At 39.8% G+C, this 17,428-nt stretch carries 17 protein-coding genes; all 17 read left to right on the top strand.

What is annotated here, in order from left to right; translation table 11 throughout:
• Positions 1–10: 10 nt before the first annotated feature.
• The 17 genes from lysS (at position 11) to ABHC48_RS04575 (ending at position 17,377) form a co-directional block, all read left to right on the top strand.
• Positions 11–2,053 carry a lysine--tRNA ligase gene (lysS, locus tag ABHC48_RS04655; RefSeq protein WP_173770609.1) on the top strand — a complete coding sequence of 681 codons (2,043 nt, stop codon included), beginning with the start codon at positions 11–13 and terminating at the stop codon, positions 2,051–2,053.
• Positions 2,054–2,272: 219 nt separating this feature from the next.
• Complete coding sequence (locus tag ABHC48_RS04650) at positions 2,273–2,746, top strand: DUF6075 family protein (RefSeq protein WP_151190430.1); 474 nt, start codon at positions 2,273–2,275, stop codon at positions 2,744–2,746.
• Positions 2,733–2,909 carry a hypothetical protein gene (locus ABHC48_RS04645; protein WP_173770147.1) on the top strand — a complete coding sequence of 59 codons (177 nt, stop codon included), beginning with the start codon at positions 2,733–2,735 and terminating at the stop codon, positions 2,907–2,909. Before ABHC48_RS04650 ends, ABHC48_RS04645 begins: the two co-directional genes overlap by 14 nt.
• Before the next feature lie 30 nt (positions 2,910–2,939).
• Complete coding sequence (locus ABHC48_RS04640) at positions 2,940–3,800, top strand: AAA family ATPase (RefSeq protein ID WP_243284481.1); 861 nt, start codon at positions 2,940–2,942, stop codon at positions 3,798–3,800.
• Complete coding sequence (locus ABHC48_RS04635) at positions 3,781–4,914, top strand: DUF6017 domain-containing protein (protein WP_347505164.1); 1,134 nt, start codon at positions 3,781–3,783, stop codon at positions 4,912–4,914. The genes ABHC48_RS04640 and ABHC48_RS04635 overlap by 20 nt, the downstream gene beginning before the upstream one ends.
• A gap of 5 nt (positions 4,915–4,919) precedes the next feature.
• Positions 4,920–5,264: a DUF6050 family protein gene (locus tag ABHC48_RS04630; protein ID WP_151190433.1), complete on the top strand. Its 345-nt coding sequence runs from the start codon at positions 4,920–4,922 to the stop codon at positions 5,262–5,264.
• A gap of 138 nt (positions 5,265–5,402) precedes the next feature.
• Positions 5,403–5,756, top strand: a complete 354-nt coding sequence (locus tag ABHC48_RS04625) for a helix-turn-helix transcriptional regulator (RefSeq protein ID WP_334284918.1) — start codon at positions 5,403–5,405, stop codon at positions 5,754–5,756.
• 124 nt (positions 5,757–5,880) lie between these two features.
• A complete protein-coding gene (locus tag ABHC48_RS04620; RefSeq protein WP_173770149.1) occupies positions 5,881–6,030 on the top strand; it encodes a hypothetical protein in 150 nt (49 codons plus the stop codon).
• A 129-nt stretch (positions 6,031–6,159) separates the two neighbouring features.
• Entirely contained in the window at positions 6,160–6,801 is a 642-nt protein-coding gene (locus ABHC48_RS04615) for a sigma-70 family RNA polymerase sigma factor (RefSeq protein WP_151190434.1), read from the top strand.
• 16 nt (positions 6,802–6,817) lie between these two features.
• Positions 6,818–7,279, top strand: a complete 462-nt coding sequence (locus tag ABHC48_RS04610) for a sigma-70 family RNA polymerase sigma factor (RefSeq protein ID WP_187565290.1) — start codon at positions 6,818–6,820, stop codon at positions 7,277–7,279.
• Between the two features lie 285 nt (positions 7,280–7,564).
• Positions 7,565–8,032 carry a sigma-70 family RNA polymerase sigma factor gene (locus ABHC48_RS04605; protein ID WP_151190355.1) on the top strand — a complete coding sequence of 156 codons (468 nt, stop codon included), beginning with the start codon at positions 7,565–7,567 and terminating at the stop codon, positions 8,030–8,032.
• A 2-nt stretch (positions 8,033–8,034) separates the two neighbouring features.
• Positions 8,035–8,634, top strand: a complete 600-nt coding sequence (locus ABHC48_RS04600) for a hypothetical protein (RefSeq protein WP_151190354.1) — start codon at positions 8,035–8,037, stop codon at positions 8,632–8,634.
• A gap of 17 nt (positions 8,635–8,651) precedes the next feature.
• Positions 8,652–9,053 (top strand): hypothetical protein, encoded by a 402-nt coding sequence (locus ABHC48_RS04595; RefSeq protein ID WP_117639526.1) that lies wholly within the window; start codon positions 8,652–8,654, stop codon positions 9,051–9,053.
• Positions 9,054–9,064: 11 nt separating this feature from the next.
• Positions 9,065–9,640, top strand: coding sequence for a hypothetical protein (locus ABHC48_RS04590; protein ID WP_151190353.1), 576 nt, complete (start codon positions 9,065–9,067; stop codon positions 9,638–9,640).
• Positions 9,641–9,724: 84 nt separating this feature from the next.
• Positions 9,725–10,285, top strand: a complete 561-nt coding sequence (locus ABHC48_RS04585) for a hypothetical protein (protein ID WP_117639530.1) — start codon at positions 9,725–9,727, stop codon at positions 10,283–10,285.
• Positions 10,278–10,763, top strand: a complete 486-nt coding sequence (locus tag ABHC48_RS04580; RefSeq protein WP_117639532.1) for a hypothetical protein — start codon at positions 10,278–10,280, stop codon at positions 10,761–10,763. The genes ABHC48_RS04585 and ABHC48_RS04580 overlap by 8 nt, the downstream gene beginning before the upstream one ends.
• A gap of 671 nt (positions 10,764–11,434) precedes the next feature.
• Positions 11,435–17,377, top strand: coding sequence for a SpaA isopeptide-forming pilin-related protein (locus tag ABHC48_RS04575; protein WP_347505158.1), 5,943 nt, complete (start codon positions 11,435–11,437; stop codon positions 17,375–17,377).
• Positions 17,378–17,428 lie beyond the last annotated feature (51 nt).

Genomic DNA, 17,428 nt, shown 5'->3' with positions numbered 1-17,428 from the left:
AGGCACAAAAGTGGCAGAACAGAAGAATCAGGATCTGAATCAGCTTCTGAAAATCCGCCGTGATAAACTGGCAGAGCTTCAGGCGAATGGCAAGGATCCATTTCAGATAACAAAATTTAATCAGACCCATCATTCATTGGAAGTAAAGAACCTTTATGAGGCACACGAAGCAGAGCTGCTGAAGGATCGTACAGAGCCGGATGTAACAGGTCTTGATGAAGAGCAGGCGAAGGAAGTTCAGAAGAACGACTACGAAGAGAGAAGAAGTATTATGGATGCCAGCCCGCTCCATGTGGCAATCGCTGGACGTATGATGTTCAAGAGAGTCATGGGAAAAGCTTCTTTCTGCAATATCCAGGACTTACAGGGAAACATTCAGGTATATGTTGCAAGAGACGCTATCGGAGCAGATTCTTATGCAGACTTTAAGAAATCTGATATCGGCGATATCTTCGGTCTGGAAGGTTTTGCATTCAGAACCAGAACCGGTGAGATTTCTATTCATGCAGAGAAAATGACTCTTTTATCAAAGAGCCTGCAGATCCTTCCGGAGAAATTCCACGGACTGACAGATACAGATATGCGTTATCGTCAGAGATATGTAGACCTGATCATGAACCAGGAGAGCAAGAACGTATTTATCAAGCGCTCTCAGGTCATTAAAGAGATCCGAAACTTCCTTGCTGGCCGTGACTTCATGGAAGTAGAGACTCCAATGCTGGTTTCCAATGCTGGTGGTGCAGCTGCCAGACCATTTGAGACACATTACAATGCACTGAACGAAGATGTTAAGCTTCGTATTTCACTGGAACTTTATCTGAAACGACTGATCGTTGGCGGACTTGAAAGAGTCTACGAGATTGGCCGTGTATTCCGTAATGAGGGTGTTGATACCCGTCATAATCCGGAATTTACACTGATGGAGCTTTACCAGGCATATACAGATTATGAAGGAATGATGGAACTTACGGAATCCATGTTCCGCTATCTGGCAGAGAAGGTCTGCGGTTCCACCAAGATTTCTTACAATGGTATCGAGATTGATCTTGGAAAGCCATTTGAGCGTCTGACCATGAATGATGCGATCAAGAAATATGCAGGAATTGACTTTGACCAGGTTGCAGATGATGAAGCTGCCAAGAAGCTTGCTGCCGAACATCATATCGAGTATGAGGAGCGTCACAAGAAAGGCGATATTATCAATCTCTTCTTCGAAGAATATTGTGAGAAAGAGCTGATTCAGCCTACATTTATTATGGATCACCCAATCGAGATTTCTCCGTTGACTAAGAAGAAACCTTCTGATCCAAACAAGGTAGAGCGTTTTGAGCTTTTCATTAATACATGGGAAATGTGTAACGCATATTCCGAGCTGAATGATCCGATTGATCAGCGCGAACGTTTCAAGGCGCAGGATGCACTTGCAGATGCTGGTGATGAAGAAGCAAACCATACAGATGAAGATTTCCTGAATGCACTTGAGATTGGTATGCCGCCCACAGGTGGTATTGGATACGGAATCGACCGTCTGGTTATGCTTCTCACCGATAGCCAGGCCATCCGTGACGTACTGCTCTTCCCGACAATGAAGTCACAGGGCGCTTCCAAGAACGAAGCAAACAATGCGGCACAGGCAGCACCGGCTGTAAAAGCAGAGGAAAAACCTGCTGAGAAGATTGATTTTTCCAATGTAAAAATCGAACCGCTTTTTGAAGAAAACGTTGACTTTGACACTTTCAGCAAGTCAGATTTTCGAGCCGTAAAGATTGAAGCGTGTGAGGCAGTTCCGAAGAGTAAGAAGCTTTTAAAGTTCACTCTGAATGACGGAACAGACCGTAAACGCACGATTTTAAGCGGTATTCACGAGTATTATGAACCGGAAGAACTGGTAGGAAAAACAGCGATTGCAATCGTAAACCTTCCGCCGAGAAAGATGATGGGCATTGATTCCGAAGGTATGCTGATTTCAGCAGTACACGAGGAAGACGGAAGAGAGGGATTACATTTACTGATGGTAGATGAACATATTCCGGCTGGTGCAAAGCTGTATTAAAAATCCGATAAAGGATTAAAAAATGTAGGCTTTTTGATGTAGAGTACGACAAAGGTACGACAAATAAAACCTCCTTAATGGGCTATAATAAATGATTTTAAATAGTCCATGCAAAATGAAATCAATATTTTTACATTATGAGGACACTTTTCTAAGAGAAATTTTAGAAGAGTGTCTTTTTTGTTACGGTCATGTACAAAAAAACAGGAGGAAATTAAAATGGCAAATAACACAGCGTTAAGAGCAGGTAAAGATACTACTCGCACAATTACTTTCAAAAATAAGGAGCACGAAAAATTTTATTACACCTATCTGCCAAAGTGCAGATATCAGGATGTATACCACAAGGCATTGGTGTATTGTCTTGGAATTGACCGGGATACAAGAGAAAACGCAGAACAGATATACGATTTTAAGACAGGATACGTGAAAACGGAATGCCTGCATGAAGGCTGGCAGACAAGCGGCAGCGTAAGGATTATACGGCTGGCATTTAACCTATATTGTGACGGTACTCCCAGTGTTTATGATTATGAAGGAGACAGTGACAGACAGGTAGATGAATGCAGGGAATATTCGGTCAGTGATTTATTCTGCTGTGGCTATGCAAGGTACTTTTGGGAGGCAGTCAAAATCCGTTATCCGGAGTATTGTTTTTATCGGGATTGGGAGGATTCATATGCTGAAGGTTAGATTACAGGGAACAGTTAAGGATATACAGTGGTTTGGGAAACTTTTGGAACAGCACCCGAAAATCCGGGTGCTTGGAGTATCGAAACCGTTTGCAAATAAAGGAACAAACAAATATTTTCGTGTATACGCAGAAATAGAGAAAAGAGAAAATACCATGCAGTAAAGCATGACAGGAGAAAGGCAGGAAGAAAGTATGTGTAGAGTAATCGCAGTCGCAAACCAAAAAGGTGGTGTCGGAAAGACAACTACCTGTGTGAATTTAGGAATCGGTCTTGCAAGGGAAGGGAAAAAAGTGCTTCTGATTGAAGCAGATGCACAGGGAAGCATGGCGGTCAGTCTTGGGATTCAGGAACCGGACGAGCTGGATGAGACACTGGTCAATATTATGGAAAAACTTATCAATGACAAGGAACCGGAGCCGGGAGAAGGAATTATCCATCATGAAGAAGGGGTGGATTTTATCCCTGATGATACTGCTACGGTGATAATGGTGGATACGAACATCCAGAGGGAAGATATTCTGCCCAGTGAGAAAGCCCATGCTTATAAAATGAAATATGAAGCCATGAAACATCAGGGAAGCAAGGGAGAGAAGCATACGGCTGATCTGGTAGGAGAAGCTGCTGGCGAAAGCGGAAGGACGGTTCAGCGGTATATCCGTCTATCATTCCTTATTTCCAGATTATTAGACTATGTAGACAATAAAAGACTTTCCATGAAAGCGGGAGAGAAACTTTCTTTTCTGACGGTAGAAGAACAGGAATGGGTGTTAGAGGCAATAGATAATGCAGTTTTGACGGTAACAGATAAACAGGCGGAGTTATTCAAGAATCATAGCAGGGAAAAGACGTTGAATCAGGGAATTATCTATTCTGTTTTATTGCAGAAAAAGGAAGCAGAAACAAAGGTAACTCTTTCGGCAAAGAAGGTACGCTCGTATTTTCCGCCAGCCTATACAAAAGAGCAGGTTGAGGAAGTAATTTATACGCTGTTGGAACAGTGGAGAAAGAAGAAAGGGAAGGAGGAACAGGAAGATGCAGGAGATACAGTTTGATTATTTTCATGGAATGGAAGCGGAACAGTATACCTTTTACCGGATTCCGAAAATTTTATTTACCGCAGAATGCTTCAAAACTATTTCCTGCGAAGCAAAGGTTTTATACGGTCTGTTGCTGGACCGTATGAGCCTGAGTATTAAAAATCGCTGGTTCGATGAAGAGGACAGGGTATACATTATTTTTACTGTGGAAGAAATTGCGGAGCTTATGAACTGTGGCACACAGAAGGCAGTGCGGTTATTAAAGGAACTGGATAGTGAAAAGGGCATTGGCCTGGTGGAAAAAAGGCGGCTTGGATTGGGGAAACCCAACGTGATTTATGTGAAGAATTTTATGGTCAAACAGCCTGAAAAGGAAGAAAAAGAGCCGGAAAAGCCTGTAAATACACAGAATTGTGAAAATCACAATTCAAGAGTTGTGAAAACCACAATTCAGGAATGTCCAAAATCACAATTCAAGAATGATGAAAATCACAATTCTGGAATGATGAAAACCACAATTCAAGAATGTGCAGAATCACAATTCAAGAATGATGAAAATCACAATTCTGGAATAGTGAAAATCACAACTCCTGAATGTCCAAAATCACAATCTAATAATACTGATATTAACAATACTGATTTTAGTGAAAATGAGTATAGTGACATTGAGAGTAGTGAAACTGATTTTAACGAGACAGATAATATCTTATCTAATCTTTCTCATCTATCAGTGAGGAAAACAGCAGGAATGATAGATATGGTGGAAGAGATGGAAGCCTATCGGAAAATTATCAGGGAAAATATTTCGTATGAGTGTTTTGAGGACAGCAGGTATCGACAACAGGAGGAAGTGGATGAACTTGTGGAACTGATGGTAGAGGTTATGGTCATGCCGGATAACAGCACTGTTCGCATTGGCGGAGTGGACAAGCCTGTGGTGATTGTGAAGAACCGCTTTATGAAGGTGGAACATGGGCATATTGAATATGTCGTTGGCTGCCTTGAGAAGAATACCAGCAAGGTAGGAAATATCCGGGCGTATCTTCTGACAACACTCTACAATTCAACCATGACCATAGAAAATTATTACAGAGCAGAAGTGAATCACGATATGTATGGAGGAGGATAAAACGGATGAGAAGAAAAGAATTTTTGGAGAATGTGGCAGTTCCGCTTTTAGGGATAGCTGTGGTAATGTTTATTGTTTATCTGTTTTGTGTGGAAAACGGTGTGTGTGATTACCGGAAATTGTGGATAGTTTCAGGGATTCCCTTTGGCATACAAAAAATGTATTTCTGGATGATTCCAAAAGGGTTTGATATAGGCGGTACTGTTGGAATGTTTGCTTTTAATCTGCTGATAGGAGGAATGATAGGCAGCGTGGTTTTGACATGGCGTTTGCTTATGGTGGGAACATATCTGTTAAAGAGTATTGGATATGGTGGTTTGTGGATAGTGAGAAAAGCATTTAGAACATGATTTCAAAGAGAAAAAACAAAGTATAAAAAATAGAATATAGAGTGTGAAAAGCAGCCAATGCGTAAAAAATATTGGCTGCTTTTTTGCCCTTTTTAAGAAAAACCTTGCGACACGGTGTCGCAAAGTAAAGGAGGATGTGTGTTGGGTAATCGTGCGGAATCGCAGGATTTGATTGACTTAGGAAACCGTATTCGCAAAAGGCGGCAGGAAATTCACTTATCACAGGAAGTATTAGCAGAAAAAACAGGTATCAGCCCCAACACGATCAGCAGGATTGAGGGAGGACAGACAGCAATGTCTATTGAGATATTCAGGAAGCTGGCGGTGATTCTGAAAACCGATGCAGGAACACTATTGGGGGAATGTAAGGAAGAAGAAAACCATCGTCTGTATGATTTGATTTGTCGTGCGAAAAAACTGAAACGGAAAGAACAGAAAATTTTGGAAAAGACAATGGAAGTGTTGATTGAGGGATTTGGTACGGAATTGTAGAAATTCAACAGATATGGTGGGAATATTTAGAAATATCCCCATATCTGATGAGGTAATGGAAAGCCAATGTTGTTAAACTTTAAGTCAGGAAAGAGAACAGATGCGGACAGAAAGGAGGCAGGATATGACAAGGGAAGAGTGCCTTGCATACAGACAAAGATGCCCATATGATGCAATGGGCGATTTCTCTGTTTTTTCGGAGAAAAAGGAAGATAGCAGGGATAATGAAGTGGCTGCTTCACAGCCGGAATTATCAGAACAAAATAAAGCATAAGAAATTTATGTGGCAGTAAAAGGAGTTTCAGGCTCCCGTTAAAAAAAAACGGGTGTGCCGGGAGCTGTCTTTTACTGTTTTTTCGTCTGTGATGTTTTTATTTTCTGCCACCCGGAAGAGGTGGTAGTTATGCTGACATTACAGGAATTAAAACAGATCGTAGATGTCCCATATCCGGGCATGAAAATTCCAACTGCAAAAAAATTAAAAGAATATGGAACGGTCATTGCCAAAAAGAGCATGGGTTGTGAGACAGAAATCTTGGCATTTCAAAATGGCTATGCGTTGTATCAGGTTAGTCGGTTCACTACGGTATTTCCGATTTGTTTTTGTGGGGAATATCAATACAATGCGGAACAGGCGGACTGTATTTCGGAAGAGTTTTTTAATCAAAGGGAGTGGTATATCCGTCTGGTATTGGAAGGAGAAGACCGTTTGAGTCGTAATCAGGAATCGAAAGAACAGGGCTGGACAATCTCATACAGTGATGTTTCGGAAGAATGGGGAATGCTTCAGACAGAAGAAAAGTCTCCATTGGAGATGCTGGTTGGCAGAGAGTCTGTAAATGAAATATTTGAGGTTTTGACGGAACTGCAGAAAAGGGTATTTTACGGATGTTTCTTTCATCAAAAAACACAGAATGAACTGTCAAAAGAATTGGGAATTTCTCCGTCTGCGGTGTCCAGAACCCTGTCAAGGGCGATGAACAGGATGCGGAGATATTATGCAGATGTACGGTCAGGTGGCTGCAATCGAAAAGAGATAAGATAGTGGGAGGAAAGAAGATATGCGTGGAAAGAAGCCGAAAGAACGAAAAAATTATATTTTGCGGACAGAAAACGAAACACTTGTGGAAGTAACCAGGGAGGTTTATCTGGAATGGTATCAGTCCCGGAGAAGGGAAAAATACCAGCAGGAACAGAAACAGAAATACGGTGTTTGCAGTCTTGATGTGGTGCAGGAAGGCAGTTTTGCAAAAACTTCTATATCGCAGGAAGGACAGCCGGAGGAGATGGCAGTACGCAGTGAATGCCTGAAAAAATTGAAGGAGAGTTTAGAACAGTTACCGGAACAGGAGGCATATCTGATTTATCTGTTATTTTTTGAAGAGGTTACAGTGAAAGAAGCGGCACAAATTTGTGGATGTAGCCGTAAAACAATACAGAACAGAAAAAAACGAATTTTGAAGACACTTAAAAATATAATGAAAGAACTTGGAATTGAGGGAGGATGTATTTATTTCAATTAAAATAGTGGAAAATTGTTCTAAAATCATATAAATTTAAAGTTATAGTATCAGTATAAGACAACGTATATGAAATGAAAACAGCTTTGTAAATTGGTGGGAAGAGCTGTCAGTTTACAAAGCTGTTTATGTATCCGAAGTTAGCTTCTATAATTATGATATAGAATACAAGCAGAAGAATGGAAAAATCTTTGGTGAGTAGCAGGTGGTTAAATATTTTTTTGCTTTTTTGGTTTAGGTGTCACCAATTATGTATTATATGTGTGATATATATGAGGAGAAAAAAAGATGAAAAGAAATGCTGATCAGATTTTTAATAAATATTGTAAACTGTTGTATAAAATATCAATTATTATGCTGTGTAGCGAAGAGGATGCTTATGATGCAGTGCAGGAATCATTTTTGAAATATTTAAATACAAAAAAGGACTTTAATGACGAAAGCCATGAAAGAGCATGGCTGACAAGAGTTAATATTAATATTTGTAAAAACATACTCCGTTTCAGAAGGATGCATCCAACGGTAGATTACGAAACTCTTGCACTACATTACCATAAACCTGAAGAAACAGGAATTATGGATACATTGATGACATTAAATGCAAAGGATAAAGAAGTACTAATTCTTTATTATATAGAAGGCTATTCTTGCAAGGAGATTGCTGATATGTTGAAGGTTTCAGAGAGTGCAGTGAAGAAAAAACTAGAACGGGCAAGAAAAAGATTAAAAGAAAAATATGAAAGTGAGGGCAGATAAAATTGGAAAAAAAATTAGAGAATATATCAAAATTAGCAGATGATATTGTGCTGACAGAGCAGAATGAGAGAAAACTCTTTATAGCATACAAAAAGAGAATTGAATCCCAAAGAAGAAAAAAAGTTCTTATGAGAGGATATTATCGTGTAGCAGTAGTTGCATTAGCTATGATGATAATGTTTTCTGTAAATTATTACCTGCAATCTCCTGATTTAGTAGTTTATGCGGCAACTGGGGATAAAATGGTGCAATTAAGACTAAATGAGAGAGTAAACTTGGAAAAACAAAGAACTCCATTGGGATATGGGTATGTTCTGGAAATGAGTGTGGAAGAAGGAAGCAGATATTATACGATAGAAAATGAACAAAACTTGAATGCTGATAATATTTTCAGAAATGGAAATAAGATTTTTTGGATGCCAGATGGAATGAATAGTATAAATTTCAGAGATCAGGACGGGAATGTTATTAAAATACCAGAAACTGACAGTTCAACACTAAATATTGAAGTATGTAATTATGACGGAAAAATGGTCGAAAGAATTACATTGATATTGGAAAGGAGAGATGGACAGTGTAGTGTTGAAATGTTAAAAAAATAATAAAACGGAGGAAGAATATGAAAACAATCAAAAAAATATGGAGCATATTATTAGTATGTGGACTGATTTTGGTGCCGACGATTAGTGTTTCAGCAGCAGAACAGGAGCCGGAAAAGGTTGAAGTTTCATTTTTTAATGAAAATGGCGAGGAAGTTAGCGTATCAGAGGAAATAGCAGATTCTTTTATGGAACAGTTGGATGTTGATAAAGAGGTAAACATTGTCTCAGATAAAAATTTAAGAGCTTCCTGTACGCATATTCCATGCAATCAGGTTAAGACAACTCTTTATGGTCATGCGAAAGTAAGTCCTACTGAATGCTGGGTCTATACCAAAAGAGTTATTATGTGCAAATGCTGTGGCGCTGCTCTAAAGAGTCTTTCTGATTGGCAGTTTGCATATTCACATGCACCACATTAGGAGGAAGAAATATGAGAAAAATTAAGCGTTTATGTGGTTTATTCATTTGTTGTTGTGTTGTAGTAACCAGTTCTGTGACTGCATTTGCGGCAGAGAAAGTTAAAGAGCCCTTTGCAAATTTAGAAGTTGTGACTGACAAAGAAACCATTAATGAAATTGTTTCAGAGAATCCCAGAATTCAAAAGTATTTAGACCAAAACGAAGTATTTGCCGATCTTGAAATTATCACAGATCAGAATGAGATTGAAAAAATCTGGGAAGAAAATCCAGATGTGAAGACACTGATGAAGTCAAAAGAATATTACTATCTCGCATATGTAAAAGGAAATGGTGTTCGTTTAAGAAGCACACCGAGCACTTCCGGAGTAATTAATGGGTTATTGTATGAAACCAGAAAAGATTGGGTTTTGTTAAATGATAATTATTCTTTGAATGAAAACTATATTTGGTGGCAGGTGTCTGACAGCTCAATCGGTTATCCGGGATGGATCGTGAATGACTATATCTATTTAAGTGCTGCCCAAAGTGCAGGAAGAGCAGTTACGGTACCAGAGATTGACTTTGATACATTAAAATTTGTTCAGTAGGTTATTTTCTTTGAAAAAGATAAATATACGTATGCTTAATGTAAAGAATAACAACTGATAATTCTACGATTGGAGGTAGCGATAATGTTCAGATTTAATAAAAACCATATAAAGATGGATATGAAAAAAATTAGAAAAGTAATGAGCATATTTTTGGCTTGTTGTTTGTTGTTGTCGATAAATTTTGAAACAGTATTTGCTTCCGACATAGAGACAAATACGAATGCTGATATAATGTCTCTCGATGGACCTTCTACGACATTTGATGGACGTCTGTTTTTGGATGAAAACGGTAACTATTCAGGGCAACTTCGTAGTGGCTTTACAACGGTAACATGTGTCCTGAGTGGAAGAACTGGTGGAATTCCTACCTTATATACGATTTATATTCGTTGGCAAGGTTCTAATGCGGTTCAAGCGTTAAGGGCTGATAACCTATATATTGTAGGTGATTCACAATATTATAGTAAAGGTTTTCTTATTGATGGATTATCTGCAACACAAGGATATCGTTCAATAGGTACTTGCGTGATTCCTGACACTGAAGAAAGTGTATATATTTCAACAAATAATCTCCGATGCTATTTTTACAACGAAGATTATTGGATTAAATTTAATGAAATAGGTGGATGGGTTGATGTGTAAAAAAGTTTTAATAAATCCAGAGACAGAATCGTTTATAAATGACTTAAAACGAGAATATAATAACAGCATTGTAAAACCGTATAAGAAAACAAGAGATGTTCTTGAAATTCTTATGAAAAAATTTGTTTTATATCAAAAAGTATCCATACAAAAGATGGACGCTATAACACGTGCCACGTTGGAAACTTTACCAATTAAAAATTTAAATGTGTCAGATATTTATATAGTTAAAGACAATGAAATAAGCCATAGTTTCTATTTGTATTTTCATAGCAGATATGCATTAGAACCTTTTCTTTGTGTTGTGTATGATAATGATACGGATAGACTATATAGTAATTGTGCCATGCTTGAAATGTATATTACGATTCTTCATGGAATAGATGTTGGTGAAATAGAAACTGATTCTATAAAATACCATAATTATCTTAATACGTTATATTCATATAATGAATGTAAAAAAGAGACTGAATACTAAAGAATGTACATTGGTAGACACATTTAAGGAAAGTAGAGGTATATTGGTTGATTCTACATATCTTGATTGGGCTAATTAAAAATTAATGTGAATAATGATTACGGGAGAGAATTGTTTTTTATGCAGTTCTCTCCCGTTTTTTGTATCAAATACGCTAGTGTTGTTTTAACAATTCTCTTTAATAATGCTGGTGTTTGTTGCGATAGAAAACACACTGACAATTCTTTGAAATCCATATAACAAAAAATTTCTATAAACGGTCAATTTTTACCCTCTCCAGCCTGCGATTAGTGAGAGGGTATTTTCTTATTTCAAAAATCCCTTTATATGTACCTTGATAATTTCATAGCCTGCCTGAATAGATACCCGGCATGGAGTGGGCATTCTGCCCACCCTTTCGGAGAAAACGCTGCGGAAAGAAAACCGGAGCAGGGAACGGGTTCAGGATGAGAACAGGAAAAACGCTCAATAAAAAAACAGTCCGGTTACGGGCTGTATAACAGTAGATACCATGCAGGGAAGTTCCGCTTAGGGAAGTTCCCTGTATTCATGTACTGTTATGGGCAGTACAAGTAAAAAAGGAGGTAAAGAGATATGGGAACTTAGGAAAAATTTTTGAAACAGGACAGTATTAGAATGGCAAAAAACAAAGAAAGAGAGGTACTTAGCGAATGAAAGGGAAATCAAAGAGAATCGTATCGGGATTTCTCTCGGCATTGACAATCATTTCTTCTATTATGCAGCCAGTTACCACTTATGCGGCAGAAGCGGAGCCAGCGGCTTACGAAGCAGAATATCCTGACATGGAAAAAGTAAAGGGTGCCCTTGCTGAAGATGAGATTGTAACGGCGGAAGATTATGAAGTAGAAGCAGGAACGGGTTTTGACGTGAAAAGTGATTTCTCAGGAATGAAGATTCATCCGGAAAAAGTAAAGGTCACGTACCACGAGGCAAAGAACCAGAATGGACAGGCATTTGATGGAAATAAAGCAGATACGTATCATGCAGTGTATTTTGTAGAGCCTGTCAGTGGTCATCCGTCTTATCATGTGCAAAGAAATATTGTGGTAAGAGAGCCGTCAGCGGAAATCCATAAAGAGAAAAATGCACAGGATTCTGACGGAAATGATCAGACCGGGGGAGAGGATGCAGAGGAAGGCGAGACGGACTCGCATAAGAAAAAACTTTCGGAAACAGAACTGAATCAGGCATTAGAAGCATTAAAAGGGCAGGACACTTATGATGAGGAAAGTGGCCTGAAACTTTTAGATGTTATGGAACAGTTTAAAAACCATATGATTGCAGGGAATGTGGACCTTTTGGCATTGGAGGAAGGAGAAACGGTTACTTTTACTGCATACAATCCTAAAATGCTGCGTTCATCACAGGTAGAGGTAAGTTCCGGCGGCTGGTATTATTATGCAGACTATGGTCTGGGTTCCTACCTGACTTGTCCGTTTACCGTAAAGTTTGGAAGCGTGACGGCAACCGCATACTGCATCCAGCCGTCAAAGCCGGGACCGGGCAGCGAAGTATATGAAATTACAAAACTGGGAGACGGCAAAGAATTGTCCAAAGTGTGTTATTATGGGACAAATGCAAGCGGAGAGGATTGTTTTTTTGATAAGAAATATCCCGATTTTTCAGCCGGAAAAAGATTTGTCGTGACACATCTTGCGGCATCCTATGCAGAGGGAAGTGAAGATGCTTTTTATGGGGCGAATGATACCGGAATCGCATTGGCAAAAGAATTATATAGTTATGCGGTCAGCCAGCCGGAAATCCCGGATGCGGCTATGGCATTTTCAGATGACAAAGTAACTGCTTATGTAGATGGAAATATCCAGAGAACAAAAGAAGTAACGTTTCAGGCAGACAGCAGACAGTCCATTACCATGAAACTGCCAAAGGGCGTAAAGTTTCATAACGTATCCACAGGAAAAATCAGCAATGCAGGGGCAGATGTTGTAGTAAAAGGAGGTACAACGTTTTTTCTTTCAGCGCCGTTGACCCAGACGGAAGATGTGGGACAAAACTGGTCTGCAAAGATGAAAGGAAGCATAACAAAGGATTATTCTGCTTATAAAATTACCACAGGTTCCGATACGCAAAATCTGGCACTGGTTTTTGGAGAGGGAATAGAGGAAGAAACTACGGCTTCTTTTCAGGTTACATGGCTGGAACTTGCAAAAGTTCAGGTTGTAAAAGTAGATTCTGAAAAAGAGGATGCGAAACTGTCCGGTGCAGTGTTCGGCATTTATAAAGATAAAAACTGTACACAGCTTATCAAGGAGATGCCAAAGACAGATAAGAACGGTACGGCCTCTGTGGAAATTGTGAAAACACAAGATACGGTATATTTAAAAGAGATTACGGCACCAACCGGGTATCGTATCAATACATCCGCATATAATGTGAAACTTGTAGCAAATCAGTCTACTTCTGTAACTGTTCCGGATAAAGAACAGCTTGGAGAGCTCACTGTATATAAAGAGGGACAGGTATTGACGGGTGCAGATTTAAGCGAGAAAGGCATTGTGTTCCGCTATGAGAAACGCCGACAAAAAGGTGCTGTTTATTCTGTATATGCAGGAGAGGATATAATGACCGCTTATGGGGCACAGGTATATAAGAAAGGCGAGCTGGTAAAAGAGCATCTGGTAACGGGAGATAACGGTGCGGCAGTATTAAAAAATCTCCATCTCGGAACTTATATTGTGAAGGAAATGCAGGCACCAGAAAACTTTTATAACGCAAAAGAAGAAAAGACAGTGACGTTATCTTATGCAGGGCAGAATGCAGAAGCGGTATTTTCAGAGACTACTTTTATCAATGACAGACAGAAAGCAAAAGTATCCGTGGTAAAGAAAGATAAGGATACAGAAAAACCTTTGGATGGCGGTATTTTCGGTTTGTATGCCGGAAATGATATTGTAAACGCAGACGGCATTGTGGTTGTGAAGAAAGGTTCTCTGATTGAAAAGGCAGTCACAGGTGAGGATGGGACAGCGATATTTACAGCGGATCTTCCGATTGGAAATTCTTACTATGTAAAAGAAGAACAGGCTCCGTCCGGGTATCAGAGAAATAAAGAAGATATATATTCTTTTAAATTTTCATATACCAATGACAGCGAAGCTGACGTTTCTTTCTCCCATACATTTGTAAATGAACGTGTGACAGCAAAGATTTTCCTGAAGAAAAAAGATGCAGAAACAAACAAAGCAGAACCGCAGGGCGATGCCACATTGGAAAAAGCAGTATATGGTTTGTATGCACGTGAAGATATCGTACATCCGGATGGGGCAACAGGTGTGATTTATAAAGCCGGGGATAAGGTGGCATCACTGACAACCAATGAAAAAGGGGAAGCAGTTGCAGAAAACCTGTATCTCGGTAAATATTTTGTGAAAGAAATTACACCGCCGACAGGTTATCTGACAGATAAAAATGAATATGATCTTGTCTGTGATTATGAAGGGGATTTAGTGGCTGTGGTGGAACGAAGCTGTACATCCTTAGAGCAGGTCAAGAAGCAGCCGTTCCAGATTATTAAGGCTGCAAATAACGGGAATACCGATGCAGCACTTCTTGAAGGCGCAGGATTTACTGCTTATCTGGTATCTTCTTTAACTGTGAAAGAAGATGGAACTTATGACTTTGATTCCGTTACTCCGGTGGTACTTGGAGAAAATGGGGCAACTGAAATCTTTACCGATAAAAAAGGCTATGCAGTATCCATTCCACTTCCATATGGAACTTATGTGGTAAGAGAGACAACGACACCGCATAATTATAAACCAGTGGATGATTTTATTGTAAGAATCACAGAGCATAAGCCGACAGAGCCGCAGGTATGGCGTGTGCTTTTGGATGATGAGTTTTCTGCCAAATTGAAAATCACGAAACAGGACGATGAAACAAAGAAAACAGTGCTGGCTGCTGGAACAGAATTTAAGATTTACGATATGGATAATGAGAAATATGTAGAACAGGTAACGACCTATCCGACTACTATTGTACATAAATCCTATTTTACCGATGCTGATGGATATTTAATCCTTCCGCAGAATTTGAAAATCGGTCATTATCGTATTGAAGAAGTGACAGCGCCCGATGGATATACCATCAACAAGAATTATGCGGAAATTAAAGTAGATAGCGATACTCTGTATCAGATTGAACCGGTTTCAGGAGATGCCATTATCGAAGTGGTTTATGAAAATCATCCGGTAAAAGGGGAACTTACAGTAGTGAAAAAAGGTGAAGTTCTGAAAGACTACGGAAAGGACTTCAAATATGAGATGGAAAACCTTGCCGGAGCAGTCTTTGCAATCTACGCTGCAGAAGATATTTATACTGCAGATTTTCAGAAAGACGATGCCGGAAACCGTATTTTAGAGTATGCCAAAGATACTTTGGTGGCAGAGCTTACAACAGATGAAACAGGAAGTGCCACAATCAAAAATCTTCCACTTGGAAATTACAGGGTTGTAGAAAAAACAGCACCGGATGGTTTTGTACATAACAAAGCAGAGCAGAATGTGCAGTTTGTCTATGTGGATCAGGATACTCCTGCCGTGGTGGAAAGCGTAGAGTTCATCAATGAGCGTCAGAAAGTGGAAATTTCCGTGGAAAAACAGGATGCGGAAAATGGCAGCACCATCGCCGGAGCAGAGTTTGGTTTATATGCAAAAGAAGACATCAAAGCCGGGGGAAAAGTGATTGTGAAAGCAGATGAGCAGCTTTGTACAGCCGTCACAGGCGAAGATGGAACAGCAATTTTTGAACAGAATTTACCATTTGGAAGCTACTATATCAAAGAATTACAGGCACCGGACGGATTTGTTTCTTCTGATGAGATTATCGAAGTGACTGTTTCTTATCAGGGTCAGGATGTAGAAGTTGTCCGCCTGAAAGAAATCTTTAAGAATCAGCCTACAACGGTTGAGTTTAGAAAATCTGACCTTACCACAGGCGTGGAACTGGATGGTGCAACTCTAACGGTTCTTGATAAAGATGGAAATGAAATTGATAAATGGACTTCCGTAAAAGGGGAACCGCATATCATCAAACGTCTGCATGTCGGGGAAACCTATATCCTGCGTGAAGAATTTGCGCCATATGGCTACTTAAAAGCAGAAGAAGTGGAATTTACAATCACGGATACTGCAGAGATTCAGAAAGTGGAAATGAAGGATGACGTTCCGATTGGACGTATCATCATCAACAAAAAAGGTGAATTCTTAAGTGAAGTGAGCTGGAATGACATGGTTGCAGGAGCAATGGATTCCATCTGGGGTTATGTGACAGGCTCTTTGAAAGACGTTACCTTTGAAATTTATGCCAGAGAAGATATTAAAGCCGCTGACGGAGAAAGTGATGATTATTACAAAAAGGATGAACTGGTAGCAACCATCAAAACCGATGAACTTGGCATTGCAAGAACCGATGACCTGCCGCTTGGAAAATACTATGTGGTAGAAAAAGAAACAGCCGATGGTTTTGTGTTGGACGGAGAGCCGAGAGACATTGATCTGACTTATCGTGATCAGGATACTCCGGTGGTAACTTTCGATTCTGAATGGCAGAACAGCCGTCAGAAAGCAAAAGTGATCGTAACCAAAAAAGAGAAAGATTCTGACCGTGTGCTGGAGGGCGGCGTATTTGCCCTTTGTGCCAAAGAAGATATTAAGAATACTGACGGTGATGTGCTTGTAAAAGCAGATACCATTATGGAGCAGAAAGCGACTGACAAGGATGGAAAAATCTTCTTTACTGCAGATCTTCCGGTAGGTGGCAGCTTCTATGTGAAGGAAGTAAAAGCACCTGCAGGTTTTGTTACGACAGAAGAAGTAAAAGAATTTACTTTCGAGTATGCTGGAGCGGATGTGCCGGAAGTTACTTTTGAGCACACCTTTGAAAATGAGGCAACTATCTTTGAAATCACAAAATCTGACCTTACCACAGGAGAAGAGTTACCGGGTGCAAAACTGGAAGTAACCGATCAGGACGGAACTGTGGTAGATGAGTGGACATCCGGTACGGAGCCGCACATTATCAAAGAACTGGAAGTCGGCAAAGAATATACTCTGACAGAAACACTTCCGGCAGATGGTTATGTGACAGCGGAAAGTATTACGTTCACTGTTGAAAATACTGCAGAAGTTCAGAAAGTGGAAATGAAAGACGATGTGACAAAGGTTGAGATTTCCAAAACGGATATTTCGGGGAAAGAATTGCCGGGGGCAAAAATGACGGTGCTTGATAAAGATGGAAATGCGGTGGAAAGCTGGACTTCTACAGACAAGCCGCATTATATGGAAAAACTTCCGATTGGAGATTATATACTGCGAGAGGAAACAGCACCGGAAGGATATCTGATAGCGGAGGATGTGGAGTTTTCTGTAAAAGATACCGGAGAGATTCAGAAGGTATCCATGAAGGATGAAAAGAAACCTTCGGAAACGCCGCAGACACCGCAGGAACCTTCAAAGCCGACAGACACACCGAAAACAGGTGATGATAGCAATATACGGCTGTGGCTGCTTCTTGCTGGTCTTGCATTGTGCGGAACAGGGGGTTCACTGTTCCTGTTAAAAAAGAAAAAATAAAAAAGAAATATTGGGTGTTTCCGAAGTGCTGGTCATTTTGGAAACACCCTG

The organism is Ruminococcus sp. 1001136sp1 (genome assembly GCF_039841815.1).
Taxonomy (GTDB): domain Bacteria; phylum Bacillota; class Clostridia; order Lachnospirales; family Lachnospiraceae; genus Blautia_A; species Blautia_A faecis.
The sequence above is the reverse complement of the archived record's forward strand: the minus strand, read 5'-3'. Positions and strand labels throughout refer to the sequence as shown.